The sequence below is a fragment of the Streptomyces sp. SudanB52_2052 genome, from assembly GCF_964272415.1.
Taxonomy (GTDB): Bacteria; Actinomycetota; Actinomycetes; order Streptomycetales; family Streptomycetaceae; genus Streptomyces; species Streptomyces olindensis.
Window position 1 is genome coordinate 6,606,947 of the sequence record NZ_OZ186796.1, and the last position, 25,247, is coordinate 6,632,193.

Annotated in this window: 22 protein-coding genes; 10 read left to right on the forward strand and 12 right to left on the reverse strand. The window is 72.8% G+C overall.

From position 1 onward, the window contains the following. Positions 1-17: 17 nt before the first annotated feature. From aceE to ACSUPV_RS29580, 6 genes are all read right to left on the reverse strand, one after another. Positions 18-2,720, reverse strand: coding sequence for a pyruvate dehydrogenase (acetyl-transferring), homodimeric type (gene aceE / locus ACSUPV_RS29555; RefSeq protein WP_436948890.1), 2,703 nt, complete (start codon positions 2,718-2,720; stop codon positions 18-20). Positions 2,721-2,989: 269 nt separating this feature from the next. Beyond that, a complete protein-coding gene (locus tag ACSUPV_RS29560; protein WP_031114028.1) occupies positions 2,990-3,613 on the reverse strand; it encodes a GntR family transcriptional regulator in 624 nt (207 codons plus the stop codon). Between the two features lie 280 nt (positions 3,614-3,893). Further along, a complete protein-coding gene (gene sucB, locus ACSUPV_RS29565; RefSeq protein ID WP_382611230.1) occupies positions 3,894-5,708 on the reverse strand; it encodes a 2-oxoglutarate dehydrogenase, E2 component, dihydrolipoamide succinyltransferase in 1,815 nt (604 codons plus the stop codon). Positions 5,709-5,770: 62 nt separating this feature from the next. After that, positions 5,771-7,159: a dihydrolipoyl dehydrogenase gene (lpdA, locus tag ACSUPV_RS29570; protein ID WP_031114029.1), complete on the reverse strand. Its 1,389-nt coding sequence runs from the start codon at positions 7,157-7,159 to the stop codon at positions 5,771-5,773. A gap of 272 nt (positions 7,160-7,431) precedes the next feature. Beyond that, a complete protein-coding gene (locus ACSUPV_RS29575; RefSeq protein ID WP_037765888.1) occupies positions 7,432-8,958 on the reverse strand; it encodes a leucyl aminopeptidase in 1,527 nt (508 codons plus the stop codon). Between the two features lie 188 nt (positions 8,959-9,146). Beyond that, a complete protein-coding gene (locus tag ACSUPV_RS29580; protein WP_359794760.1) occupies positions 9,147-9,272 on the reverse strand; it encodes a hypothetical protein in 126 nt (41 codons plus the stop codon). A 54-nt stretch (positions 9,273-9,326) separates the two neighbouring features. On the opposite strand from ACSUPV_RS29580, the gene ACSUPV_RS29585 reads away from it, so the two are divergent. The 5 genes from ACSUPV_RS29585 (at position 9,327) to ACSUPV_RS29605 (ending at position 15,910) form a co-directional block, all read left to right on the forward strand. Next, positions 9,327-11,360 (forward strand): hypothetical protein, encoded by a 2,034-nt coding sequence (locus tag ACSUPV_RS29585; RefSeq protein ID WP_359794758.1) that lies wholly within the window; start codon positions 9,327-9,329, stop codon positions 11,358-11,360. Between the two features lie 98 nt (positions 11,361-11,458). After that, entirely contained in the window at positions 11,459-12,982 is a 1,524-nt protein-coding gene (gene pelF / locus ACSUPV_RS29590; RefSeq protein ID WP_436948891.1) for a GT4 family glycosyltransferase PelF, read from the forward strand. Further along, the gene (locus ACSUPV_RS29595) at positions 12,979-14,487 is read left to right on the forward strand and encodes a hypothetical protein (RefSeq protein WP_436948892.1); all 1,509 of its coding nucleotides are present in this window, start codon (positions 12,979-12,981) and stop codon (positions 14,485-14,487) included. The genes pelF and ACSUPV_RS29595 overlap by 4 nt, the downstream gene beginning before the upstream one ends. Continuing rightward, the gene (locus ACSUPV_RS29600) at positions 14,484-15,134 is read left to right on the forward strand and encodes a spherulation-specific family 4 protein (RefSeq protein ID WP_436948893.1); all 651 of its coding nucleotides are present in this window, start codon (positions 14,484-14,486) and stop codon (positions 15,132-15,134) included. Before ACSUPV_RS29595 ends, ACSUPV_RS29600 begins: the two co-directional genes overlap by 4 nt. Further along, positions 15,131-15,910: an endo alpha-1,4 polygalactosaminidase gene (locus tag ACSUPV_RS29605; RefSeq protein ID WP_436948894.1), complete on the forward strand. Its 780-nt coding sequence runs from the start codon at positions 15,131-15,133 to the stop codon at positions 15,908-15,910. The genes ACSUPV_RS29600 and ACSUPV_RS29605 overlap by 4 nt, the downstream gene beginning before the upstream one ends. Before the next feature lie 52 nt (positions 15,911-15,962). Here ACSUPV_RS29605 and ACSUPV_RS29610 read toward each other — a convergent pair whose 3' ends face one another. Beyond that, positions 15,963-16,745, reverse strand: a complete 783-nt coding sequence (locus tag ACSUPV_RS29610) for an adenosylcobinamide-GDP ribazoletransferase (RefSeq protein ID WP_436948895.1) — start codon at positions 16,743-16,745, stop codon at positions 15,963-15,965. Positions 16,746-16,805: 60 nt separating this feature from the next. Here ACSUPV_RS29610 and ACSUPV_RS29615 point away from each other — a divergent pair, with 60 nt between their 5' ends. Continuing rightward, positions 16,806-17,570, forward strand: coding sequence for a hypothetical protein (locus ACSUPV_RS29615; protein ID WP_436948896.1), 765 nt, complete (start codon positions 16,806-16,808; stop codon positions 17,568-17,570). Here ACSUPV_RS29615 and ACSUPV_RS29620 read toward each other — a convergent pair. Both ACSUPV_RS29620 and cobT read right to left on the reverse strand, forming a co-directional pair. Continuing rightward, positions 17,510-18,208: a hypothetical protein gene (locus ACSUPV_RS29620; RefSeq protein WP_436948897.1), complete on the reverse strand. Its 699-nt coding sequence runs from the start codon at positions 18,206-18,208 to the stop codon at positions 17,510-17,512. The two genes, ACSUPV_RS29615 and ACSUPV_RS29620, sit on opposite strands and share 61 nt — an antisense overlap. Positions 18,209-18,351: 143 nt before the next feature. Further along, positions 18,352-19,479: a nicotinate-nucleotide--dimethylbenzimidazole phosphoribosyltransferase gene (gene cobT, locus ACSUPV_RS29625; RefSeq protein WP_436948898.1), complete on the reverse strand. Its 1,128-nt coding sequence runs from the start codon at positions 19,477-19,479 to the stop codon at positions 18,352-18,354. A gap of 177 nt (positions 19,480-19,656) precedes the next feature. On the opposite strand from cobT, the gene ACSUPV_RS29630 reads away from it, so the two are divergent. Then, on the forward strand, positions 19,657-20,703 hold the full coding sequence (locus ACSUPV_RS29630) for a class I SAM-dependent methyltransferase (RefSeq protein ID WP_436948899.1): 1,047 nt from the start codon (positions 19,657-19,659) through the stop codon (positions 20,701-20,703). A gap of 50 nt (positions 20,704-20,753) precedes the next feature. Here ACSUPV_RS29630 and ACSUPV_RS29635 read toward each other — a convergent pair whose 3' ends face one another. After that, on the reverse strand, positions 20,754-21,953 hold the full coding sequence (locus tag ACSUPV_RS29635) for a bifunctional adenosylcobinamide kinase/adenosylcobinamide-phosphate guanylyltransferase (RefSeq protein WP_436948900.1): 1,200 nt from the start codon (positions 21,951-21,953) through the stop codon (positions 20,754-20,756). Between the two features lie 192 nt (positions 21,954-22,145). Here ACSUPV_RS29635 and ACSUPV_RS29640 point away from each other — a divergent pair, with 192 nt between their 5' ends. Then, positions 22,146-22,358 (forward strand): hypothetical protein, encoded by a 213-nt coding sequence (locus ACSUPV_RS29640; RefSeq protein ID WP_031115848.1) that lies wholly within the window; start codon positions 22,146-22,148, stop codon positions 22,356-22,358. A 49-nt stretch (positions 22,359-22,407) separates the two neighbouring features. On the opposite strand, the gene ACSUPV_RS29645 is transcribed toward ACSUPV_RS29640, so the two are convergent. Both ACSUPV_RS29645 and ACSUPV_RS29650 read right to left on the reverse strand, forming a co-directional pair. Next, positions 22,408-23,145, reverse strand: a complete 738-nt coding sequence (locus tag ACSUPV_RS29645; RefSeq protein ID WP_436948901.1) for a class I SAM-dependent methyltransferase — start codon at positions 23,143-23,145, stop codon at positions 22,408-22,410. An 83-nt stretch (positions 23,146-23,228) separates the two neighbouring features. Continuing rightward, positions 23,229-23,828 (reverse strand): DUF3043 domain-containing protein, encoded by a 600-nt coding sequence (locus ACSUPV_RS29650; protein ID WP_031115846.1) that lies wholly within the window; start codon positions 23,826-23,828, stop codon positions 23,229-23,231. Between the two features lie 318 nt (positions 23,829-24,146). On the opposite strand from ACSUPV_RS29650, the gene ACSUPV_RS29655 reads away from it, so the two are divergent. Next, the gene (locus tag ACSUPV_RS29655) at positions 24,147-24,932 is read left to right on the forward strand and encodes a PspA/IM30 family protein (RefSeq protein WP_078650956.1); all 786 of its coding nucleotides are present in this window, start codon (positions 24,147-24,149) and stop codon (positions 24,930-24,932) included. A gap of 23 nt (positions 24,933-24,955) precedes the next feature. Further along, entirely contained in the window at positions 24,956-25,234 is a 279-nt protein-coding gene (gene pspAA, locus ACSUPV_RS29660; RefSeq protein WP_031115844.1) for a PspA-associated protein PspAA, read from the forward strand. Positions 25,235-25,247: the final 13 nt, after the last annotated feature.

The window sequence follows — 25,247 nt, forward strand, 5'->3', positions numbered from 1 at the left end:
CGATCACCGGCCGGTTCTCACAGGCCGTACTTCTCGCGCGCTTCCTTCACGGCCGTCGCCTTGACCTCGCCGCGCCTGGCGAGCTGGGCCAGGGCCGCGACGACGATCGACTCGGCGTCGACCCCGAAGTGGCGGCGGGCCGCCTCACGGGTGTCCGACAGGCCGAAGCCGTCGGCGCCCAGCGAGGACCAGTCCTGCTCGACCCACTGCGCGATCTGGTCCGGGACCTGGCGCATGTAGTCGGAGACCGCCAGCACCGGGCCCTCGGCGCCCTGCAGCGCCTGCCGGACGAACGGCACCCGCTCCTCGCCGCGCAGCAGTGCCTCGTCCGCCTCCAGGGCGTCCCGGCGCAGCTCGCTCCAGGACGTCGCCGACCACACGTCGGCCGCCACGCCCCACTCGTCGGCCAGCAGCCGCTGCGCCTTGAGCGCCCAGTGGATGGCCGTGCCGGAGCCGAGCAGCTGGATCCGCGGGGCGTTCGCCGGCACGGTCACGCCCGCCGACTCCGCCGTGTTGAAGCGGTACAGGCCCTTGACGATGCCCTCGTCGATGCCGTCGACGGACGGCTTCGCGGGCTGCGGCAGCGGCTCGTTGTAGACGGTCAGGTAGTAGAAGACGTCCTGGTCCTCGCCCGGGGCCGCCTCGCCGTACATCCGGCGCAGACCCTCCTTGACGATCGCCGCGACCTCGTAGGCGAACGCCGGGTCGTACGTCAGGGCCGCCGGGTTGGTCGCGGCGATGACGGGGGAGTGGCCGTCGGCGTGCTGCAGGCCCTCACCGGTCAGGGTCGTACGGCCCGCCGTGGCGCCGACGAGGAAGCCGCGGCCGAGCTGGTCGCCGAGCTGCCACATCTGGTCGGCCGTGCGCTGCCAGCCGAACATCGAGTAGAAGATGTAGAACGGGATCATCGTCTCGCCGTGCGTCGCGTACGACGTCGAAGCGGCGATGAAGTCGGCCATCGAACCGGCCTCGGTGATCCCCTCGTTGAGGATCTGGCCGTTCTGGGCCTCCTTGTAGTACATCAGCTGGTCGCGGTCGACCGGCTCGTACGTCTGGCCCTTGGGCGAGTAGATGCCGAGCGACGGGAACAGCGACTCCATACCGAAGGTACGGGCCTCGTCCGGGACGATCGGCACCCAGCGCTTGCCCGTCTCCTTGTCGCGGACCAGGTCCTTGACCAGGCGGACGAACGCCATGGTGGTGGCCACGTTCTGCGAGCCGGAGCCCTTGTCGAAGGAGGCGAACGCCTTCTCCGCCGGGGCGGGCAGCGGGGCGACCGGGTGCACGCGCCGGGCCGGGGCCGGACCGCCGAGGGCGGCACGCCGCTCCTGGAGGTAGCGGACCTCGGGGGAGTCGGCGCCGGGGTGGCCGTAGGGGACCACGCCGTCGACGAAGTCGCTGTCCTTGATCGGCAGGCCGAGCAGGTCGCGCATGTTCTTGAACTCGTCCACCGAGAGCTTCTTCATCTGGTGGTTGGCGTTCTTCGACGCGAAGCCCTCGCCGAGGGTGTGGCCCTTGACCGTCTGGGCCAGGATCACGGTCGGGGCGCCCTTGTGCTCGACGGCCGCCTTGTACGCGGCGAACACCTTGCGGGACTCGTGACCACCGCGCGAGAAGTGGAAGCACTCGATGATCTTGTCGTCGCTCAGCAGCTTCGCCAGCTCCGCCAGCGCCGGGTCGGCGCCGAAGAAGTCCTGGCGGATGTAGGCCGCGTCGCGCGTCTGGTACGTCTGGATCTGCGCGTCCGGTACCTGGCGCAGGCGGCGTACCAGCGCGCCCGTGGTGTCGAGCTGGAACAGCTCGTCCCAGGCCGTGCCCCACAGCGTCTTGATGACGTTCCAGCCGGCGCCGCGGAACTGGGCCTCCAGCTCCTGCACGATCTTGAAGTTGGCGCGGACCGGGCCGTCCAGGCGCTGCAGGTTGCAGTTGATGACGAACGTGAGGTTGTCCAGCTCCTCACGGGCCGCGAGCGCGAGGGCCGCCGTCGACTCGGGCTCGTCCATCTCGCCGTCGCCGAGGAACGCCCACACGTGCGAGGCGGAGGTGTCCTTGATGCCGCGGTTGGTCAGGTAGCGGTTGAAGCGCGCCTGGTAGATGGCGGAGAGCGGGCCCAGACCCATGGAGACGGTCGGGAACTCCCACAGCCAGGGCAGACGGCGCGGGTGCGGGTAGGAGGGCAGGCCGTTGCCGCCCGCCTCGCGGCGGAAGTTGTCGAGCTGCTCCTCGGTCAGCCGGCCGTCGAGGAACGCGCGGGCGTAGATGCCGGGCGAGGCGTGGCCCTGGATGTAGAGCTGGTCGCCGGAGCCGTCGGCCTCTTTGCCTTTGAAGAAGTGGTTGAAGCCGGTCTCGTAGAGCCAGGCGGCGGAGGCGAAGGTGGCGATGTGGCCGCCGACGCCGTACTTGCTGCCCCGGGTCACCATCGCGGCCGCGTTCCAGCGGTTCCACGCGGTGATGCGCTGCTCCATCTCCGCGTCACCGGGCACCTCGGGCTCGGCGGCGGTGGGGATGGTGTTGACGTAGTCGGTCTCGAGGAGCTTCGGCAGCGCGATGCCGGCGCCCTCGGCGCGCTCCAGCGTGCGGCGCATCAGGTACGCGGCACGGTGCGGCCCGGCAGCCTTGGCGACCGCGTCCAGGGAGGCCTGCCATTCGGCGGTCTCCTCCGGGTCCCGGTCCGGGAGCTGGTCGAGCTCGCTCGGCTGGATGGCGTTGGGGTCGGTCATGTCGCCGCCTTCCTCAGTCGAAGGGGGTTCCCTCATCGGTAAGGGTTCGGGGGTGCCCTTGGTCTTTGGCAGGACAGGGCGTGAGGCTTGGGTGGCAAGCCCGTCGGCGACTGTAACTCGCTGATCGATGATCGATCAAAGGGTTGAGGGGCAAAACCTCTTGATCACGAGAAATTAGGCACGGGGTGCCTCCGGCGGTGGCACGCGGTGACGGCTTTCTGCATGGTTTTCGCAGGTCGGAGGCGTTTGAGCGGGGTTGCGCTCGGGTGTCACGCCCGGGGCGCGCAGCCCAGCACGTGCGCCTTCACCAGCTCGGCGATCCGGGGGTCACGGCGCTTGAACGCGGCGACGAGCTCCTCGTGCTCCTCGGCGTACGACTGCTGCTGGGTGCCCAGCCAGCGGATCGACAGGGCCGTGAACACCTCGATGCCGAGGCCCTCCCAGGTGTGCAGCAGGACGGAGTTGCCGGCGGCGCGGACCAGTTCGCGGTGGAAGGCGACAGTGTGGCGGACCTGGGCCGTGCCGTCGGACCTGCGGTCCGCCTCGTAGAGCGCGGTGACGTGGGGTTCGAGCGCCGAGCAGTCCTCCGCCAGCCCCTGTGCCGCCAGCTCCGCCGCGATGGCCTCCAGGCCGGCCCGGACCGGGTAGCTCTCCTCCAGGTCGGCGGCGGTGAGGTTCCGGACGCGGACGCCCTTGTTCGGGGCGGACTCGATGAGCCGCAGGGACTCCAGCTCGCGCAGGGCCTCGCGGACCGGGGTCTGGCTGACCTCCAGCTCCGTGGCGATCCGGCGCTCGACGATCCGCTCGCCCGGCTGCCAGCGGCCGCTGATGATGCCCTCCAGGATGTGCTCGCGGATCTGCTCGCGCAGCGAGTGGATGACGGGCGCGGTCATGAGGGCTCCTCAGTCGGGATTGACGTTTAGACAATACGGCCGGTTCGCTCCGCGGGTGAGACCGACGAGCGTGCTTGCACGCAGGTGAGACATGTTGCACACGGTGTGTGTGGCGCCTGGGAGCTCGGGCTGCTCCGTGCGTGGGCGGCTGCCGGTCGTCCGTGGCTCGTCGCGCCCACGCGGCGGAGCCGCCACATGTCACGGCCCCGCGCCCCTTGGGTACGGCGATGCCCCGCCCGGGAGATCCGGACGGGGCACCGATCAGCCGTGGAGCCGAAGGTCAGAGGCCGAGCTCGACCTCGAACTCGCCTGCCTCCAGGATGGCCTTGACCGCCGTCAGGTAGCGGGCGGCGTCGGCGCCGTCCACCAGGCGGTGGTCGTAGGACAGGGTCAGGTACGTCATGTCACGGACGCCGATGACGGGACCGTCCTCGGTGTCGATGACGGCCGGGCGCTTGACCGTGGCGCCGATGCCGAGGATGGCGACCTGGCCCGGCGGCACGATGATCGTGTCGAAGAGCGCGCCGCGCGACCCGGTGTTGGAGATGGTGAACGTCGCGCCGGACAGCTCGTCCGGGGTGATCTTGTTGGCGCGGACCTTGCCCGCGAGCTCCGCCGTGGCCTTGGCGATGCCGGCCAGGTTGAGGTCGCCGGCGTTCTTGATGACCGGGGTCATCAGGCCCTTCTCGGAGTCCACCGCGATACCGATGTTCTCGGTGTCGAAGTAGGTGATGGTCCCCTCGGCCTCGTTGATCTTGGCGTTGATCGGCGCGTGGGCCTTCAGCGCCTGGGCCGCGGCCTTGACGAAGAACGGCATCGGGGAGAGCTTGACGCCCTCACGGGCCGCGAACGCGTCCTTGGCGCGGGCGCGCAGCTTCATCAGGCGGGTGACGTCGACCTCGACGACCGAGGACAGCTGGGCCTGCTCGTGCAGGGCCTTGACCATGTTGTCGCCGATGACCTTGCGGATCCGCGGCATCTTGATGGTCTGGCCGCGCAGCGGGGACGCCTCCAGCGCCGGCGCCTTCTTCGCGGCGGCCGGAGCGGCGGCGGCCGGAGCCGGGGCAGCGGCGGCGGCCTTCGCGGCCTCGGCGGCGGTGACGACGTCCTGCTTGCGGATGCGGCCGCCGACGCCCGTGCCCTTGACGGTGGACAGGTCGACGCCCTGCTCGGCGGCGAGCTTGCGCACCAGCGGGGTGACGTAGGCACCGTCGTCGGCCGGCTTGGCGGCGGCCGGAGCGGCCGGGGCCTGGGCCGGAGCCGGGGCGGGCACCGGAGCGGCCGGGGCCGGCTCGGGAGCCGGGGTGACCTGCTGCTGCGGGGCCGGGGCCGACGGAGCCTGCGGGGCCGGGGCGGGCTGCGCCGGAGCCGGAGCGGCGGCCGGAGCCGGGGTGGGCTCGGGCTGGGCCGGGGCGGCCGGGGCCTCCTGCGCGGGGGCGGCGGCCGGAGCGGCACCCGCCTCGCCGATGACGGCCAGCTTGGCGCCGACCTCGGCGGTCTCGTCCTCGCCCACCACGATCTCCAGCAGCGTGCCGGAGGCCGGGGCGGGAATCTCGGTGTCGACCTTGTCCGTCGACACCTCCAGCAGCGGCTCGTCGGCCTCGACCGTGTCGCCGACCGACTTCAGCCAGCGGGTGACGGTGCCCTCGGTGACGGACTCGCCGAGCGCGGGCAGGACGACGTCCGTGCCCTGGGCGGAGCCGCCGCCGGCCGCGGCGTCGGCGGTCGGGGCGGGCGCCGGGGCGGCCTGCTCGGTGGAGGGGGCGGCCGCGGCCGGCTCGGGGGCGGGCTCGGCCACCTGCTGGGCCTGCGGGGCCTGCTCGGCGGCCGGGGCCTCCTGGGCCGCGGGGGCGCCGCTGCCGTCGTCGATCAGCGCCAGCTCGGCGCCGACCTCGACGGTCTCGTCCTCGGCGACCTTGATGGAGGACAGCACGCCGGACGCGGGGGAGGGGATCTCGGTGTCGACCTTGTCGGTGGAGACCTCGAGCAGTGGCTCGTCGGCCTCGACGCGCTCACCCTCGGCCTTCAGCCAGCGGGTGACAGTGCCCTCGGTGACGCTCTCGCCGAGCGCCGGAAGGGTTACGGAAACCGCCATGGTTTCGGTTGCTCCTTACGGAAAGTGCGGAAGTCTGTCGTCGCGTTCGTCGACCGAGGGGGTCAGTCGTGCGCGTGGAGGGGCTTGCCGGCCAGGGCCAGGTGGGCCTCGCCGAGCGCCTCGTTCTGCGTCGGGTGGGCGTGGATGAGCTGCGCGACCTCGGCGGGCAGCGCCTCCCAGTTGTAGATCAGCTGGGCTTCGCCGACCTGCTCGCCCATGCGGTCGCCGACCATGTGGACGCCGACGACGGCACCGTCCTTCACCTGAACGAGCTTGATCTCGCCCGCGGTGTTCAGGATCTTGCTCCTGCCGTTGCCCGCGAGGTTGTACTTCAGAGCGACGACCTTGTCCGCACCGTAGATCTCCTTGGCCTTGGCCTCGGTGATGCCGACGGAGGCGACCTCGGGGTGGCAGTACGTCACCCGCGGGACACCGTCGTAGTCGATCGGAACGGTCTTCAGGCCGGCCAGACGCTCCGCCACCAGGATGCCCTCGGCGAAGCCGACGTGCGCGAGCTGGAGGGTCGGGACCAGGTCACCGACGGCGGAGATGGTCGGCACGTTCGTGCGCATGTACTCGTCGACCAGGACGTAGCCGCGGTCCATCGCGACGCCCTGCTCCTCGTAGCCCAGGCCCTGGGAGACCGGGCCGCGGCCGATGGCGACGAGCAGGATCTCGGCCTCGAACTCCTTGCCGTCGGCGAGGGTGACCTTGACGCCGTCCTGGGTGTACTCGGCCTTCTCGAAGAAGGTGCCCAGGTTGAACTTGATGCCGCGCTTGCGGAAGGCGCGCTCGAGCAGCTTGGAGCTGTTCTCGTCCTCGACCGGGACGAGGTGCTTCAGGCCCTCGACGATCGTGACGTCGGTGCCGAAGGACTTCCACGCGGAGGCGAACTCGACGCCGATGACACCGCCGCCCAGGATGATCGCGGACTTCGGCACGCGGTCCAGCACGAGGGCGTGGTCGGAGGAGATGATCCGGTCGCCGTCGATGTCCAGGCCCGGCAGCGACTTCGGCACGGAGCCGGTCGCGAGCAGCACGTGGCGGCCCTGGACCCGTCGGCCGTTCACGTCGACGGACGTGGGGGAGGACAGGCGGCCCTCACCCTCGATGTAGGTCACCTTGCGGGAGGCGACGAGGCCCTGGAGACCCTTGTACAGGCCGGCGACCACGCCGTCCTTGTACTTGTGGACCCCGGCGATGTCGATGCCCTCCAGGGTGGCCTTCACACCGAACTGCTCGCTCTCGCGAGCCTGGTCGGCGATCTCGCCCGCGTGCAGCAGGGCCTTGGTGGGGATGCAACCCCGGTGCAGGCAGGTGCCGCCGACCTTGTCCTTCTCGATCAGGGCGACGTCCAGGCCCAGCTGCGCCCCGCGCAGGGCCGCGGCGTAACCACCGCTGCCACCGCCGAGGATCACTAGGTCGAAAACGGTGCTGGCGTCGTTCGCCACGTCACGTCCTCCATGCATGTGCGCCGTGAGCCGGTCTTCACTGACCGGCAGGCGGCTGGTGTCCGGCCGCTCGTTCTTCGGCCCTTCGGTGGGGCCCTGTCCTGCCGAGCCCCATCTTCGCACTTGTCAGCACACAAGGAGACGCCGGGCTGCTGTGTGAGACGCCCCACGTTCAGATGAGCCGCGCGCGAGGGGCGCGGGGAACTGCGCGAACAGCCCCCACGCCCCCGCACTCGCCACACGACGGACGAGACCGGGCTCTCAGGCGAAGGTCAGCCCAGATCGCCCGCAGCCGTCAGCTCCGCGAGCCGCACCAGCGTCCGCACACCACTGCCCGTGCCGCCCTTCGGCGTGTACCCGAAGGGTCCGCCCTCGTTGTACGCGGGCCCGGCGATGTCGAGGTGCGCCCAGGTGATGCCCTCGCCCACGAACTCGCGCAGGAACAGACCGGCCACCAGCCCGCCGCCCATCCGCTCGCCCATGTTCGCGATGTCGGCCGTCGGCGAGTCCATCCCCTTGCGCAGGTGCTCCGGCAGCGGCATCGGCCACGCCGGCTCCCCGACCTCCTCCGCCGCCTCGTACAGCGCCGTGCGGAAGGAGTCGTCGTTGCCCATGATCCCGAACGTCCGGTTCCCCAGCGCCAGCACCATCGCCCCGGTCAGCGTCGCCACGTCCACGATCGCGTCCGGCTTCTCCTGCGACGCCGCCCACAGGGCGTCCGCCAGCACGAGCCGGCCCTCGGCGTCGGTGTTGAGCACCTCCACCGTCTTGCCGCTGTACATCCGCAGCACGTCACCCGGACGGGTCGCGGAGCCGGACGGCATGTTCTCGGCGAGGGCCAGCCAGCCGGTGACGTTGACCTCCAGGCCGAGGCGCGCGGCGGCGACGACCGCGGCGAACACCGCGGCCGCACCGCTCATGTCGCACTTCATCGTCTCGTTGTGACCGGCCGGCTTCAGCGAGATGCCGCCCGAGTCGTACGTGATGCCCTTGCCGACGAAGGCGAGGTGCTTCTTCGCCTTGGACGAGGTGTACGACAGCTTCACCAGGCGCGGTCCCGCGGCCGAGCCGGCCCCGACGCCGAGGATGCCGCCGTAGCCGCCCTTGGCCAGGGCCTTCTCGTCGAGCACCTGCACCTTGATGCCGTGCTCCTTGGCCGCGGCCTGGGCGATCGCGGCGAACGACTCGGGGTTCAGGTCGTTCGGCGGGGTGTTGACCAGGTCGCGGGCGCGGTTGAGCTCCTCCGACACGGCGACGGCACGCTCGACCGCCGCCTTGTACGCCTTGTCGCGGGGCTTGCCGCCCAGCAGGGCCACCTCGGCGAGGGGGGCCTTGCCGTTCTTCGCCTTGGGGTCCTTGCCGTTCTCCTTGTACGCGTCGAAGGAGTACGCGCCGAGCAGCGCGCCCTCACCGATCGCGCCGGCGTCGGCGGCGTCGGTCAGCGGCAGGGCGAAGGCGGCCTTCTTGGAGCCGGCCAGGGCGCGGGCGGCGACGCCGGCGGCCTTGCGCAGGACCTCGGTGTCGTAGTCGGCGTCCTTCTCCGGGACCGCGCCCAGGCCCACCGCCAGGACGAGCGGTGCCTTGAAGCCGGCCGGCGCGGGCAGCTTCGTCAGCTCGCTCTCGGCACCGGAGGCGCCGAGAGTCTCCAGGACGCCGGCGAGCTTGCCGTCGTACGCCTTGTCCACGGCCTCGGCGCCCGGTGCGACGACCGGCCCCTTGGCACCCTTGGCGACACCGATCACGATCGCGTCGGCCCGCAGACCGGGCGCCGCGGCGGTGCTGAGAGTGAGAGCAGTCACGGTGGTGAAATCTCGCTTCCGATGTGAAGTTGCTGTGGTCGAACGGTGTGGGTCGACCGGGCCCGACAGCCGACCCTGAGGGTCGGTCGGCGACCGACCCTATTCCGACCTCAGGGTCTTGGTCTCACGGGGCCTTCCCCGGTGCGGCGAACACTCGACGACGAGACTACGCGCGCGGCCTGGTTCGCTCATTCCTGCAGGCGTTCACCTGTCGGTGGCGTAGTGGCCATTTCTTGATCCTCTATGTCGGTGAACTGGGTCACACTCATCGGGATCCGGTGAGCGCCCTGCTCGCCGCTTTGCATGATTTCCACGGATCCTCCTCTGTTCGACCGCAAGGGGATTCCGGATCTTCTGGGGGAGGGACCATGGCGCAGCGTGCGCGCAGATGGAGAGAGACCGCCGCCGCGGTGACGGCGGCGGGCCTGATCACGGCGGGGGCGACGGCGCCCGGGGCGGCGGCCGCGGAAGCCCCGCGCATCGACCTGAGGGTGCTGGTGGTGGACAACGGCGACAGCCCCGTCCGGGCCGTCACCGCCCAGCTCAGGAGCACGGGCATCCCGTACACGACCGTCGACCTGAACGACACCGGCCGCCCGAGGATCACCGAGTCGTTCCTGAGCGACACCGTGAACGGCCGGCCCCGCGCCAAGTACCAGGGCGTCGTCCTGCCGAACGAGGCCCCGTTCGGCGCCGGCTCCGCCGAGCAGACCGTCCTGGAGACCTACGAGAAGACGTTCGGCATCCCGCAGGTCGACGCCTACACCTGGGCACACCCGGAGGTCGGCCTCGACTACACGAGCGAGGGCGGCTGGGCGGGCACCCTCGACGGGCGCGAGGCGTCCGTCACCGCGGCCGGGAAGGCCGGCTGGTTCGGCTACCTCGACGGCGCGTTCCGCTTCGAGGACAACGCGCCGGGCGTCCAGGAGAGTTACGGCTATGTCGCCCGGCCGCGCACCGGCTTCACCAGCTACGTCGACATCCCCGTGCCCGGCGGCACCGGCCGCGGCAGCCTCGTCGGCGAGTACGCCCACGACGGCCGCCGCGAACTCGTGGTGACCTTCGCCTACAACGGCAATCAGCAGCAGTTCCGGCTGCTGGCCCGGGGCATCGTCGAGTGGCTGACCCAGGGCGTGCACCTCGGGCAGACCCGCAACTCGTTCGCGGTCCACGTCGACGACGTCTTCGCCCCGGACAGCCGCTGGGACACCGCACGCAACTGCACCCCGGGCGACTTCGACTGCGCGGGCGGCGACGGCGAGGGCACCACACCGATCCGCATGACCGCCGACGACGCCGCCTACGCCGCCCAGTGGCAGCGCGAGCACGGCTTCACCATGGACATGGTCTACAACGCCGGCTCCGGCGAGGAGTGGAAGACCGAGCACGGCGGCACCGACGCCCTCACCGACCGGCTCCTCGCCGACAAGGCGGAGTACCGCTGGGTCAACCACACCTACACGCACCCCTTCCTCGGCTGCGTCCAGGACACCTCCAGCGTGCCGTGGAGCTGCGCGAAGAACGCCGACGGCTCGACGCGGTACATGAGCCGCGCCGAGATCGCCGCGCAGATCCGCGACAACCACGACTGGGCCGTGCGCAAGGGCCTCCCCGTCGACCGCGCCGAACTGGTCACCGGAGAGCACTCGGGCCTGAAGACCCTGCCCCAACAGCCCGCCGACAACCCCCACCTGGCCGGGGCCCTCGCCGACACCGGCGTGAAGTGGATCGCCTCGGACAACTCCCGCGAGCCCGAGCAGCGGGCCGTCGGCAAGGCGCTGACCGTGCCCCGCCACCCGATGAACGTGTACTACAACGTGGGCACGGCGGCCGAGATGGCCGACGAGTACAACTGGGTCTACACCTCGCGCGCCGACGGTGGCAGCGGCGTCTGCGAGGACAACCCCACCTCGACCTGCCTCGACGAGCCGCTCGACCCCGACACGGGCTACGCCGAGCACATCGTCCCGCAGGAGGCCCGCACCGCCCTCGGGCACGTCCTCGCCGGCGACCCCCGGCCGCACTACGCGCACCAGTCCAACCTGGCCGAGGACCGGCTGCTCTACCCGGTCATGGAGAAGGTGCTCGCCGACTACCGGGCGCTGTTCGCCGACGACACCCCGCTGGAGAACCCCCGGCACAGCGCCATCGGCACCGAGGTGCAGCGCCGCGCCGCCTGGCAGACCGCCCTGGTGAACGGCAGCGTGACGGCGTACCGGATCGGCGGCACCGTCACGGTCACGGCACCGTCCGGCACGCAGATCCCGGTGACCGCGCCGGAGGGCACGCAGAAGCAGCAGCTGCTCGGCACGACCGCGTTCGGCACCCCGTACGCGGGAGCCCGCTCGGCCTGGACGACCCCGGCGGCACTCCAGTCGGCTCTCACTCTCAAGTTGCCCTAAGGGGCGCGGGGAACTGCGCGACCAGCCACGACGGACCCGCACTCGGGATCCGGGCAGCAGTTCCCCGCACACCACACGCAGCACAGGGGGAAACACACATGAGGCGCACAGGCCGTCATGTCACCATGCTCACGGAAGGCACCTACCCACACGTCCACGGCGGCGTCAGCACCTGGTGCGACCAGCTCGTCAAGGGCATGCCCGAGGTCGACTTCCACGTCGTCTCGCTCACCGGCAGCGGCCGCGAACCCGTCACCTGGGAGCTGCCGCCCAACGTCTACGCGCACACCTCGGTCCCGACCTGGGGGCCGCGCCCCGGCCGCGGACGGCCCCCGTACGGCAGGGCCCGCCGCCGCTTCACCGAGACCTACGAGCGTTTCCTGCTCTCCTTCCTCGAACCGAACTCGCACGCCGACTTCGGCGAGTCCCTGAACGAGCTGGCCGAACTCGCCCGCGACGGACGCCTGTCGGCCGCCCTGCGCACCGAGTCGGCGCTGCGCTCGCTGATGTGGATCTGGACGATGCCGCACCTGCCGACGGCCGCCGCCCGCCCCACCGTGCACGACGCGCTCACCGCCACCGACCTGCTGGAGCACGCCCTGCGCCCGCTCGGCGTCCGCATACCCGAGGACTCCGTCGCGCACGCCGTCAGCAGCGGCCTCGCGACCCTGCCCGCGCTCGCCGCCCGCCACCTGGACGGCGTGCCGTTCCTGCTCACCGAGCACGGCATCTACCTGCGCGAGCGCTACCTCGGCTACCGCCAGGGCGCCCAGCGCTGGCCCGTGAAGGCCTTCATGCTCGGCTTCTACCGGGAGCTGAACTCCCACGGCTACCGCGCCGCCGACCTCATCACCCCGTGCAACCAGTACAACCGCCGCTGGGAGGAGCGCGGCGGCGCCGACGCCGACAAGATCCGCACGGTCTACAACGGCGTCGACCCGGCCGCCTTCCCGCACGCCGGCCCCGAGCCCGAGGTCCCCACCCTGTCCTGGTGCGGCCGCATCGACCCCATCAAGGACCTGGAGACCCTGATCCGCGCCTACGCCCTGGTGCGCGCCGAGATCCCGGCGACCCGGCTCAGGCTCTTCGGCCCGGTACCGCCCGGCGGCGAGGCCTACCGCACCCGCCTGGAGAAGCTCGCCGCCGAGCTGGGCGTCACCGACGGCCTGACCTTCGAGGGCCGCATCAGCGAGGTCTGGCGGGCCTACGCGGCCGGGCACCTCGTCATGCTGTCGTCGATCTCGGAGGGCTTCCCGTTCTCCATCATCGAGGCCATGTCGTGCGGCCGTACGACGGTGTCGACGGACGTCGGCGGCGTGCGCGAGGCCGTCGGCGACACGGGCCTGGTGGTGCCCCCGCGCGAGCCGGAGAAGATGGCCGCCGCCGCGCTGACCCTGCTCAAGGACGACGAACGGCGCCTGGAACTAGGGCGGTTGTCCCGCCAGCGGGTCATCGACCGGTTCACCCTGCGCCGCTCGGTGGACGCCTTCCGCACCATCTACAAGGAACTCGCGGGCGAGGACGAGGTGTACGAGCCGACGCTGGAGACCGTGGCCGACTGGACCCTGGAACTGCGCGACCCCTGGTACGCATCCGTCGCGACGGACGGAGCGGGCTGGTGAGCGGAAGCGTCTGGCTGCCCCCGGGCTCCCGCCCGGACACCCTCCCCGGCATCCCCAAGCAGCGCACCCCCAGCTGGGCCCGGCCCGACCCGGTCGACGAACTCGCCGACCGCCTGGAGGACTTCATAGCCGCGGCCGTCCACCCCGACGAGATAGCCGCCCTGCTGGAGTCCGACGGCCTCTCCGACGACCAGATACGCGAGCGGTACGGCGTGAAGAACTCCTTCGCGCTCGCCGAGACCCTCTACGAACGCGTCGAACGCCGCTACCCCGAACCCGACGGCCCGGCACCCGACCCCTGGCGGATCGGCCTGCTCGGCTGCCTCCTGCGCGGCGTCGTCTTCGCCCTGCCGGGCCTCGCCTACGTCCTCGGGGCGCCCCTGTTCACCGGCCCGGACGACCTCGGACTCCCCGCGGGCACGGTCCCGCTGCTGGCCGGCGCCCTGTGCGGCTGGGCGTGGAACCAGGGCCTCGCCCACCGGGCGTACGCGTGGCTGGGGCTGGGCGACCGGACGGCCGCCCGGCGCGCCCTGCTGCTCGGGGCCCCGGCGGGCGCGGTGCTCGGATCCCTGGTCGCCCTGGCGTGCGCGGGCGGCGCCGCCCCGGCCGTGGTCGCCTTCGCCGCCGGTCAGTCCTGCTACCTGGCGGCGGCGACCGTCCTGCTGGTGATGGGCCGGGAACGGCACCTGCTCGTCGCCCTCGCGCCGATGGCCATGGGCGCGGTCCTGTCCCTCGTCGACCCGCTCCCCGAGGCCGCGAGCCTGGCGCTGCTGCTGGGCTCCCTGGCGGCCGTGGCGGTGCTGGGGCTGCGTGAGGTGGCGCCCGCCCTGAAGGGGGAGGGCGGCTGGAGCGCGGGCCTCGCCGCGCTGCTCCCGTTCGGCGGGTTCGCCACCGGTCCCGCGCGCCCCCGGCCCGCCGGACCCCGGCTCGCGGATTCGCTGCCCTACGCCCTGTTCGGGCTCGGCACCGGCGTCCTCGTGCTGTACGCGGCGCTCGGCGACGTCCTCGCCGGCGAGGAGCAGGGCGAGGTGGCCGCGCCCGCCGCCGTGGCGCTCACCCTCAGCATGGGGCCCGCCGAATGGCTGCTGTACCGCTTCCGCAGCGACAGCCTCGCCGGACTGCGCGCCAGCGGCACCGCCCGGGACTTCCGGCGGACCACCGTCCTGACCGTCGTCCAGTGCCTCTCCGCCTACCTCGCCGCCCTGCTCGTCCTGAGCCTGGCCGCCTCCGCCCTGTGGCCGCAGGCCCCGCTCCCCGGCGGCGTCCGGCTGGCCGGGCTGCTCCTGCTGGGCGTGGTCCTGTGGACGGGCCTGCTGCTCCAGTCGTTCGGCGCGGTGACCGGCGCGACGGCCGTGTGCTGCGCCGCCGCCCTCGCCCAGACCCTGCTCCTCGTCACCCGCACCGGCGATCCGCACCTGACCGGCGTGATCGTCCACGGCGCGGCGGCCGTCGTGCAGGCCGCCCTGGTGTGCGCCCTGCTGGGGAGGGCAACCGCCCACCGATGAGCACTCTCCTGGTCCCGTACTACGAGCACCCGTCCGCCCGCCCCGCCGAATGGGAGGCGATCGTCGCGGCGGCGCCCCGCCTCTACGGGGTGGTCCTCAACCCGGCCAGCGGCCCCGGCGACCGCCCCGACGCGGCGTTCGCCGAGGTCGCCGGCCGGCTGAGGGCGGCGGGCGTCCGGGTCCTCGGGTACGCCGACACCGACTACGGCCGCCGCGCCGCCGGAGACGTCGTCCGCGACCTCACCCGGCACCGCGACTGGTACGGCACCGACGGCGCCTTCCTCGACCAGGTCCCCGCCGGGGCCGAGGAGTTCGAGCACTACCAGAGGCTGGCCGTCGCGGCCTGGGGCGTCGGCTGCGGCACCCTCGTCCTCAACCACGGCACGGCACCGCACCCCTGCTACGCCCGCATCGCCGACGTCCTCGTCACCTTCGAGGGCACCTGGGCGTCCTACCGCGCCCAGCACCCCCGGCCCTGGCCCGGCGGCCCGGACGTACGGCTGTGCCACCTGGTGTACGACGTGCCGCCCGACGCCGACCCGGAGGGCCTGGCCCGGGCGCGGGGAGCGGCGGTGCACTGCGCGGTGCCCGGAACCGGGGATCATCCGTGGGGCACACTGCCGTACACCCTGGAGAACCCCTCGTGAGACGCCCGCTGTTGCCCGTCGCCCTGCTGCTCCTGCTGCTCGCGGGCTGCACCCAGGGCCCCGACGACAAGCCGGGCCCCCGCTGGCAGCCCCGTCCGGGCACCGCCTGGCAGTGGCAGCTCAGCGGGCGCCTGGACACCTCCGTCGACGTGCCGGTCTACGACATCGACGGCTTCGACCACTCCGCGGACACGGTCGCCCGGCTGCACGACGACGGCCGCAAGGTCATCTGCTACCTGTCCACCGGCGCCTGGGAGGAGTTCCGTCCGGACGCGGAGAAGTTCCCGAAGGCCGTTCTCGGCCGGGGCAACGGCTGGCAGGGCGAGCGCTGGCTCGACATCCGCCGCACCGACGTCCTGGAGCCGCTCATGGCGGCCCGCCTCGACATGTGCCGCGACAAGGGCTTCGACGCGGTGGAGCCGGACAACATGGACGGCTACCGCAACGACACGGGCTTCCCGCTGACCGCCACCGACCAGCTCCGCTACAACCGCCTCATCGCCCGCCTGGCCCACGACCGGGGCCTCGCCGTCGGGCTGAAGAACGACCTGGACCAGATCCCGGAACTGGTCGGCGACTTCGACTTCGCGGTCAACGAGCAGTGCGCCCAGTACGGCGAGTGCGGGGCGTTGCGGCCGTTCGTCGAGGCGGGCAAGGCCGTGTTCCACGTCGAGTACGAGGTGCCCACCGCGCGCTTCTGCGCCGAGTCCCGCGAGCTCAAGCTGAGTTCGCTGCTCAAGAAGTACGAACTGGGCGCGTGGCGGCAGGAGTGCTGAGCCCGAGCCCCGGCAGGTGAGCGACGGGGAGATCGATTCAGCGCGGTGACAGTCAGCCCAGTGACAGAACGACCAGGGCCATCGTCGCGGCCGTCTCCGCGAGCCCCCCGAACACGTCCCCGGTGACCCCGCCGAAGCGGCGCGTGCACCGCCGCAGCAGCGCCTCGGCGGCGGCCAGGGAGAGCAGGGCGGCGAGCGCGGTACGGACCACGTCGTACGGCCCGAGCAGCGCGCCGACCGCTGACGCCACCGCTGTGACGGCGGCCGCGGCACCGAGCGCCGCCCGCACCGGCACCACACCCGCGACAGCCGCCCCCAGCCCCTCCGGCCGCGCCGCCGGCACCCCGGCCCGGGCGGCCAGGGTCAGGGCCAGCCGGGCGAGGGTCGCGGAGACGACGGCGGCGCACGCCCCCCGGGCCCAGGAGACGTCGTAGGCCTGGGCGAGCGCGGCGACCTGCGCGAGCAGGACGAGGACGAGGGTGACGACGCCGAACGGGCCGATGTCCGACTGCTTCATGATCCGCAGCGCGTCCTCGGCGGGCTTCCCGCTGCCCAGCCCGTCGGCGGTGTCCGCGAGCCCGTCCAGATGCAGCCCCCGGGTGAGGACGGCCGGCACGGCGACGCCTGCCACGGCGGCGAGCAGCGGGCCCGCGCCGAGGAACAGCAGCACCAGCCCCAGCGCGGCGGCGGCGGCACCGACCGCCAGTCCGGCCAGTGGAGCGCACAGCATGCCGCCGCGCGCCGCCTCCCGGTCCCACCGGGTCACCCGGACCGGGAACACCGTGAGCGTGCCGAAGGCGAAGCGGACACCGTCGAGGGGCGAGGAACTGGGCACCGGCGCAGGCTACCGGCCGGTCAGGAGAGCGGGGACGCCGGTCGAGGATAAAGTTCACACATGGAGTGGCTGGAGCGAAACATCATCGAACCCGGCAAGCTGCCGCTGCTCCTCGCTCTCGTCTCCTTCGTGCTGACCTTCCTGATCACCCGGATGATCACCCGCCTCATCCGGGCGGGCAGGGGCCCCTTCCGCAACATCAGCGGCAGCGGCGGCGTCCACGTCCACCACGTCGTCCCCGGGGTCGTCCTGACGATCGCCGGCGGCTTCGGCGCGGTGGCGGGCGGGCAGCACGGCTTCGGCTCGGCGCTGGCCGCGGTCATCTTCGGCATCGGCGCGGGCCTCGTCCTCGACGAGTTCGCCCTGGTCCTGCACCTCGCCGACGTGTACTGGAGCCCGGCCGGCCGCCAGAGCGTCGAGATGGTCGTCCTCACCGCCGCCCTCGTCGGCCTGCTCCTGATCGGCTTCTCGCCCCTCGGCGTCAACGACCTGTCCGAGGACCAGCAGCAGAACCGCGCCGCCGTCATCGCGAACATCGTCGTGAACTTCGCGTTCGCCCTCATCGCCCTGTTCAAGGGCAAGGTCCGCCTGGCGGTCCTCGGGGTGATCGTGCCCCTCGTCGCCCTGGTCGCCGCCGTGCGGCTGGCCCGTCCGGGCTCCCCGTGGGCCAAGCGCTTCTACCGGCGCCGCCCCCGCGCCCGGGCCAGGTCGGGCCTGCGCGCCTACCACCACGACCGCCGCTGGGCCGGCCCCCGGCGCGCCTTTCAGGACTGGCTCGGCGGCACGCCCGACCCCGAGCCGGCCCGGACCCTCGAACGCCGCTGACGCGACCGGCCCACCGCGCACAGCGCCAGCACGGCCGCGATCGCCGCGAGGTGCTCCTTGCCCGCGAGGTTCTCCTTCAGCACGACCTCGACCACCATCGCCGCGATCACCGCACCCGCCGTGACCCGGGCCCGGTACCGCAGGCCCAGGAAGACGGCCAGGCCCACCACCGCCGCGGACGGCCCCGTGTCCACCACCCACGCGTCCGAGGCGGGCAGTCCCAGCGGGGCGTCGGGGCCCAGCCGGATGCCCAGACGCGCGTACAGCGTGCCCGCGAGCGTGGCCAGATAGGCGATCGCCAGGGCCCGCTTCCAGCCCAGGCACAGCTCCGCGACGCCGAACACCAGCAGGATCTGCGCCAGCGCGCCCCACACCGGCAGGTCCAGCGCGGGCACGACCAGCGACAGCGGGGTCCGCAGCAGCGCGAGCCACAGCGGATCCCCGGCCCGTACGGTGCCGACGTCCTGCACGAACCCGTAGCCCCAGGCCTGGTGGTGCACGACGTGCAGCACGGCCGTGAGGCACACGGCCGCGACCGCCATCGGCACGGCCCGCCACCGCCGCTCCCGCAGCGGCCCGCGCACCGCGGCGTACAGCGGACCCCATTCGGCGCGGGCCCAGCGGGCGGGCGTGGTCATCCAGGTCGTCCTCGTCCGAGCGTCGGGCAGGTCCGGGGTGTCCGCGACTCGGCCGAGCCGACACCACCTACCAAGACCCACCGGAACGGGACGAAGTTGAGCCGTGCCCGCGTGACCTGGCTCTCCGTGCGCTCCCGCTCGCCCTACTGCTCGGCGTGAGCCTCGGGGCCCACGGCGGCCCCGGGGGCCTCCGGCGCCTCCGGCTCCTCCGGGACCTCCGACTCCTTCGGCTTCTCGGGCAGCTCCGCAGCCAGCGCGGCCGCCGCCTGCACCAGGGGCAGCGCCAGCAGGCCCCCGGCACCCTCCCCGACGGTCACCCCGTGGGTGAGCAGCGGCTCCAGGGCCATCCGGTCCAGCGCCTTGGCCTGCCCGGGCTCACCGCTGTCGTGCGCGGCCAGCCACCAGTCCGGCGCCCGGAACGCGACCCGCTGCGCCACCAGCGCGCACGCGGCCGTCACGACCCCGTCGAGCACCACCGGCATCTTCCGCACCGCGCTCTGCAGCAGGAAGCCCGTCATCGCCGTGAGGTCGGCCCCGCCCACCGTCGCCAGCAGCTGCAACTGGTCCCCGAGCACCGGCCGGGCCCGGCGCAGCGCGTCGCGGATCGCCGCGCACTTGCGCATCCACGCCAGGTCGTCGATGGCCAGCCCGCCGCGCCCGGTGACGACCGACGCGTCGACCCCGCACAGCGCCGCGACCAGCACGCCCGCCGCCGTGGTCCCGCCGACGCTCACATCGCCGAGCACCACCAGGTCCGTCCCCGAGTCGGCCTCCTCGTCGGCCAGCGCGACCCCGGCCCGGAACGCCGCCTCGGCCTCCTCCGGCGTCAGCGCGTCCTCGACGTCGATCCGGCCGCTGCCCCGCCGCACCCGGTGCCGTACGACGTCCTCGGGCAGGGCCTCGGGGTCGCAGTCCAGAGCCATGTCGACGATCCGCACGGGCACGCCCAGCCGCCGCCCGAGCACCGACACCGGCCGGCCGCCCTCCAGCACCTCGCGCACCAACTCCCCGGCGCTGCCCGCGGGTCGGGCCGACACGCCGAGCTCGGCGACGCCGTGGTCCCCGGCGAAGAGCACCACCCGCGGCCGTTCGATCGGCCGCACCGGCACGGCGGACTGCGCCGCCGCCAGCCACTCACCCAGGTCGTCGAGGCGGCCCAGTGCCCCGGGCGGCACGATCTGTCGCTCCCGGCGCGCCTCGGCGTCACGGCGGATCCCACCGTCCGGACGCTCGATCAGATCGGTGAAGTCGTCGAGATTAAGCGAGCTCATTGGCCGAACAGTACCGGCCCCGGTCGAACAGCACGGCGGCACATCGCGACTCCGCGGGGACGACGTCGTTGCACCCAAGATCGGCATCCCATACGTTCCGTTTTGCAGCGGATTGTCGTACGCGGTACCGGATCGCCGTACGTCCGTGCCGCACGTCCTCGCGCCCGGGAGCCGCCCATGACCGCACATCCCGCCCCCTCCGCACTCCCCACCCCCCAAGCGACCGCACGCGTCCACGAACCGCGCCGCGAGGACTGCCCCTGGTGCGGCTCCGCCCGGCTGAGGAACCGGCTGCGCACCGGTGACCTGCGGCAGTACAGGCCGGGCAGCTTCACCGTCGACGAGTGCCAGGACTGCGGCCACACCTTCCAGAACCCCCGCCTCACCGTGGAGGGCCTCGCCCTCTACCACCGGACCGTGCGCGGAGCGCCCAGGGACCGGGTGGCCGACGCCCTGCTCGCGTCACGCAGCAGCCGGCGCCGGCACCGCTCGGCCGCCCGTGCCATGCGGCGGTTCGGGGAACCGGAGAGCTGGCTGGACGTGGGCACGGGCCACGCGCGCTTCCCCGCGACGGCCCGGGAGTTCTTCCCCTACACCGCCTTCGACGGCCTGGACCCGACCCCCCGCGTGGTCCGGGCCCGCACGGCCGACCGCGTCGAGGAAGCCCACGTGGGCCGCCTGACCGACCCGCGCGTCACGACCGCGCTGCGCGCCCGCTACGACGTGGTCAGCATGCTGCACCACCTGGAGGGCACGGCGGACCCCCGGGCGGAACTCCGGGCGGCCCTGTCCGTCCTGCGCCCCGGCGGCCACCTCCTGGTGGAGACCCTGAACCCCAGCAGCGCCTTCGCCGCGCTGCTGGGCCGCTGGTGGCTCGCCTACGACCAGCCCCGCCACCTCCACCTGCTCCCACCGCGGAACCTCAGAGCCGAACTGGAGACGCTCGGCTGCGCGATCGTCGTCCTGGACCACCGCCCGGTCCACGTCCCCCACGACCTCTCGGGCGCCCTGGCCCTGGCCCTCTCCCACACCCTCCCGGCCCCCGACACCCCCTGGCGGGCGATCCCCCCGCCCCTGGCCCAGCAGCATCTGCGCGAGGCCCTGCTGCGAGCCGGCATCCCGCTCGTGGCCGCGGCGACGGTGGCGGACCACGTCCTGGCCCCCCTCGCCCGCCGCACACGCCTCGCGAACACGTACCGCCTGATCGCCCGCAAAGCCGGCTAGCCGGGGCGGCCGGTACCGCTTGGCCGCGGACAGCGGACACCGCGCACCCTTCACCCTCGCAGCACCACCGCCTGCCCCGCCACCACCAGCAGCACGTGCTCGCACTCGTGCGCGAACCCCGCGTTCAACCGCCCGAGTTCGTCCCGGTACCGCCGGCCCGACGCGGTCGACGGCACGATCCCCGACCCCACCTCGTTCGACACGGCGACGACGGTCCGCCGGGTCGCGCGCACGGCCTCCGTCAGCTCCCGCACCCGCTCCCGCAGCACCTTCTCGCCGCGCTCCGCCCACACCGCGTCATCCCACGCCCCGGCCGCGTCCATCGCGTCCGTCAGCCACAACGACAGACAGTCGATGAGCACGGGCGGCCCCTCCGCCTCCAGCAGCGGCACCAGATCGCACGTCTCGACCGTCTGCCACGACCCCGGCCGCCGCTCCCGGTGCGCGGCCACCCGCGCCGACCACTCCGTGTCCCCGTTGCGCGACCCGCCCGTCGCCACGTACAGCACGTCCGGGAAGGCCTCCAGCCTCCGCTCGGCCTCCACCGACTTGCCCGACCGCGCCCCGCCCAGCACCAGCGTCCGCCGCGGCACGTCCGGCACGTCCTCGTACGCCCCCACCTCGAGCGTCGCCCCGTCGGGCACGGCCCGCGCCCCGGCCGCCGCGAGCCGCCGCGCGAGCTCCGGGCCCGGCGGCACGTCGTGGTCCAGATGGACGGCGACCACATCGGTCGTCGGCCCCACCGCCCCGACCGCCCGCAGCTTCGCCAGCGCGTCCGGCCGCCCCGCGACGTCCGCGAGCACCATGTCGTACGGCTCGGCCGGCTCCACCAGACCCGCCGGCGCCCCGCCCGGCGGCAGGTACAGCAGCCGCTGCCCCTCCGGCCCGGTCACCGCGTACCCCGTGCCCGGCGCGTCCAGGGCCACCGCCCGCACCCGGTGCCCCGTGAGCAGCGTCAACTCCCGCCCGTCCGGCACCCGCCCGGGCTGCGGCACCCCGGCCGGCACCTCCACCACGGGCCCGTCGTGCGGATGCGACAACAGCACCTGCCGCACCCCGGCCAGGGAACGGCCCGCCCGGGCCGCCGCGAACGCCGCCCCGGGCGTCAGGTCGAGCAGCAGCGCCCCGTCCAGGAGCAGCGCGGTGGCGGCCCGCGCATCCGGCCCCAGAGCGGCCGCACAGACCGCACAGGGACAGTCGGGTCGGGGAAGTCCCGCGGGTGCACCGGTACCGAGCAGAGTGAGTTCCACGCCCCGATTCTCACCCCTGGGCATGGAACACGCGTGACGGAGACGCCCCTATAGGGGCGCGGGGAACTGCGCGAACACCCCACCACCCGCACCGCCCCACGACCCGCACCCCCCGCAAGGCCCATGACGCCCCACCCGGCGGAGCGCATAGGCTTCCGCTGTGCAGTGTGCTCACACACATGGGAGGCGTACATGGCGGCATGGACGTGGCGGTTCGAGAAGACCGACGGGACGGAGGTCGAGCCCGCGGTGCCGCCGGAGGAGTTCCCCACCCAGGGGGACGCCGAGTCCTGGATCGGGGAGCACTGGAAGGCGCTGAAGGAGGGCGGTGCCGACCAGGTACGGCTGTTCGAGGACGCCACGGAGATCTACGGGCCGATGAGCCTGCACGCGGCCGAGGCGTGAGCCGGGGGCGAGGGCCGACGGCCCTCGCCCACCCCCACGTCCGGGTGGTTCAGCCCCGCACGCCGCACAGGTGCAGCAGCGCCGCCACCCCGCGGTAGGGATCCGTCCGCCCGGCCTTCTCCTCCACCGCGAGCAACGTCTCCACGTCGGCCGGGACCTCGGCGCCGTCCGCGGCCGTGTCCGTGAACACCCGCACCCCGTACCAGGCGTGCAGCGGCGCCCCGATACCGGCGAGCGTCGCCGTGAGGTCCTTCAGCCGGTCGGCCCGTACGTCGAGCCCCAGCCGGACGGGGGTCCCCCCGTTCGAGTCTGTTCGAGAATGGGGGAGGTAGGCGGTCGTGTCGAACGCGGCCAGCGCGCCCGCCCAGTCGCCGGACAGCCCCGGTCGCATCGCGAGCGCGTCCCCGTTGCGCACGAGCAGCGACAGCAGCCCGCCCGGCGCGAGCATCCGGGCCAGGCCCGCCAGCAGCGGGTCGGGCTCCTCGACGTACATGAGGACGCCGTGGCAGAGCACCACGTCGAAACTGCCCGGCAGGAAGTGCACGCCGGTGTCCCGGCCGTCGCCCTCGATGATCCGCATCCGCTCCCGGATGCCCTCCGGTTCCCCGGCGAGGGACTCCCGGGCCACGGCGATCATCTTCGGGTCCTGTTCCAGACCGGTCACCTGGTGCCCGGCCCGGGCCAGCCGCAGCGCCTGCGTGCCCTGGCCCATGCCCACGTCGAGCACCCGCAGCCGCTGCCCGACCGGGAACCGCCCGACTATCTGCTCGTCCAGCTGGCGGGCCACCAGCTCCTGCCGGACGACATCGCGCAGCCCACCCAGCCGGTCCAGCCAGGCGTCCGCCGCACCCCCGGAGAACGGCGTCGCGGTCAGGGCCGCTCTCCGCGCTTGACCTGCGGCTTCGGCAGCCGGAGCCGGCGCATCTGGAGGGAGCGCATCAGGGCGTAGGCGACCGCGCCGCGCCTGTTCTCACCGGCGAAGCGCTCGTTCAGCTGCTTCTTCAGGCGGAAGCCGGTGACGAACGAGTCGAGCACGATGAGCACGATCACCACGAGCCACAGCAGCAGCGCGATGTTCTGCAGCGCCGCCACCCGCACCATGCTCAGCACGAGGATGACGACGGCCATCGGCAGGAAGAACTCCGCGATGTTGAACCGCGAGTCGATGAAGTCGCGCGCGAACCGGCGGACCGGTCCCTTGTCGCGCGCGGGCAGGTACCGCTCGTCGCCGCTCGCGAGCGCCTGGCGCTGGCGCTCCAGCGCGGCACGGCGCTCCTCCCGCTGCCGCTTGGCGGCCTCCTTGCGCGTCATCGACGTGTTGGCCACGCTGCGGCGCTGGGTCTGGGCCTGGCTGCGCTTGGGCGTGGGACGGCCCTTGGGGGCCTCGGGGTGACGGGGCTGACTGGAGTCGGTCACCGGCGCCTTGTCGGCTGCCTGGGCCTTCTCATCCTTCGCACGGCTACGGAACACAAAACCCAAGGGTAAGGGCTTCCCGGGCATGGACCCCAGTCCCGTGGGGAACGATCCGGCAACACCAGTCGTCTGTAAGGGGACAGAGGGGACGTTGTGTACGCACCCGGCCGTTCCCCGGGATGTACGCCTCCGGTAACCCCGGGGACCACCTACTCCCTACGCCGGAGCGGGAGCGCACGCAGTCGTCCTTGGGGATGAGCGCATCCGTCCCCGAACAGTGCGGTAATGGATGCAGGGCCCGTACTGTGGGTTCTGTCGCAGGAGCTGGAGCCGGAGTCGGTCAGAAGGGGGCGCGCGAAGCCCATGAGCGGTGTCATGAAGCGTATGGGGATGATCTTCCGCGCGAAGGCGAACAAGGCCCTTGACCGGGCCGAGGACCCGCGCGAGACCCTCGATTACTCGTACCAGAAGCAGCTGGAGCTGCTCCAGAAGGTCCGCCGCGGCGTCGCCGACGTGGCGACCTCCCGCAAGCGTCTGGAGCTCCAGCTGAACCAGCTGCAGTTGCAGTCCACCAAGCTGGAGGACCAGGGCCGCAAGGCGCTCGCGCTGGGCCGCGAGGACCTGGCCCGGGAAGCGCTCTCCCGCCGGGCCGCGCTCCAGCAGCAGGTGACCGACCTGGAGACCCAGCACGCGACGCTCCAGGGCGAGGAGGAGAAGCTCACCCTCGCGGCCCAGCGCCTCCAGGCCAAGGTCGACGCCTTCCGCACGAAGAAGGAGACGATCAAGGCGACGTACACGGCGGCCCAGGCGCAGACCCGGATCGGCGAGGCCTTCTCCGGCATCTCCGAGGAGATGGGCGACGTCGGCCTGGCGATCCAGCGCGCCGAGGACAAGACGGCCCAGCTCCAGGCCCGCGCCGGCGCGATCGACGAACTGCTCGCCTCCGGTGCCCTGGACGACCCCTCCGGGATGCACAAGGACGACATCCAGGCCGAGCTGGACCGGCTCTCCGGTGGTACGGATGTAGAGCTGGAGCTGCAGCGCATGAAGGCCGAGCTCGCCGGTGGTCCGAGCGGTGGGCAGCAGGCCATCGAAGGTGGCACGAGCCAGCAGCAGTCCCAGCAGCAGCCGCAGGACACCCCGCGCTTCGACAAGCAGTAGGGGCCCACGCCTAGGAGGGCGACATGATCGTACGGATCATGGGGGAGGGGCAGGTGGTGCTGGCCGACGGCCACCTCACCGAGCTGAACAAGCTGGACGACGAGCTCCTGGCGGAAATGGAGAACGGCGACGGCCCCGGCTTCCGCCGCACCCTCCAGGCTCTGCTGGCCAAGGTCCGCGACCTGGGCGAACCCCTCCCGGACGACTCCCTCGAGCCGTCCGAGCTGATCCTGCCGTCCCCCGACGCGACGCTGGAGGAGGTCAGGGAGCTCCTGAGCGACGACGGCCTGATCCCGGGCTGACGAGGCCGTTCGA

Coding starts and splice junctions, on each gene's coding strand:
- aceE (WP_436948890.1), bottom strand. CDS start 2,720: ATGACCGACCCCAACGCCATCCAGCCGAGCGAGCTCGACCAGCTCCCG.
- ACSUPV_RS29560 (WP_031114028.1), bottom strand. CDS start 3,613: ATGACCGCGCCCGTCATCCACTCGCTGCGCGAGCAGATCCGCGAGCAC.
- sucB (WP_382611230.1), bottom strand. CDS start 5,708: ATGGCGGTTTCCGTAACCCTTCCGGCGCTCGGCGAGAGCGTCACCGAG.
- ACSUPV_RS29585 (WP_359794758.1), top strand. CDS start 9,327: ATGGCGCAGCGTGCGCGCAGATGGAGAGAGACCGCCGCCGCGGTGACG.
- pelF (WP_436948891.1), top strand. CDS start 11,459: ATGAGGCGCACAGGCCGTCATGTCACCATGCTCACGGAAGGCACCTAC.
- ACSUPV_RS29600 (WP_436948893.1), top strand. CDS start 14,484: ATGAGCACTCTCCTGGTCCCGTACTACGAGCACCCGTCCGCCCGCCCC.
- ACSUPV_RS29615 (WP_436948896.1), top strand. CDS start 16,806: ATGGAGTGGCTGGAGCGAAACATCATCGAACCCGGCAAGCTGCCGCTG.
- ACSUPV_RS29620 (WP_436948897.1), bottom strand. CDS start 18,208: ATGACCACGCCCGCCCGCTGGGCCCGCGCCGAATGGGGTCCGCTGTAC.
- cobT (WP_436948898.1), bottom strand. CDS start 19,479: ATGAGCTCGCTTAATCTCGACGACTTCACCGATCTGATCGAGCGTCCG.
- ACSUPV_RS29630 (WP_436948899.1), top strand. CDS start 19,657: ATGACCGCACATCCCGCCCCCTCCGCACTCCCCACCCCCCAAGCGACC.
- ACSUPV_RS29640 (WP_031115848.1), top strand. CDS start 22,146: ATGGCGGCATGGACGTGGCGGTTCGAGAAGACCGACGGGACGGAGGTC.
- ACSUPV_RS29655 (WP_078650956.1), top strand. CDS start 24,147: ATGAAGCGTATGGGGATGATCTTCCGCGCGAAGGCGAACAAGGCCCTT.
- pspAA (WP_031115844.1), top strand. CDS start 24,956: ATGATCGTACGGATCATGGGGGAGGGGCAGGTGGTGCTGGCCGACGGC.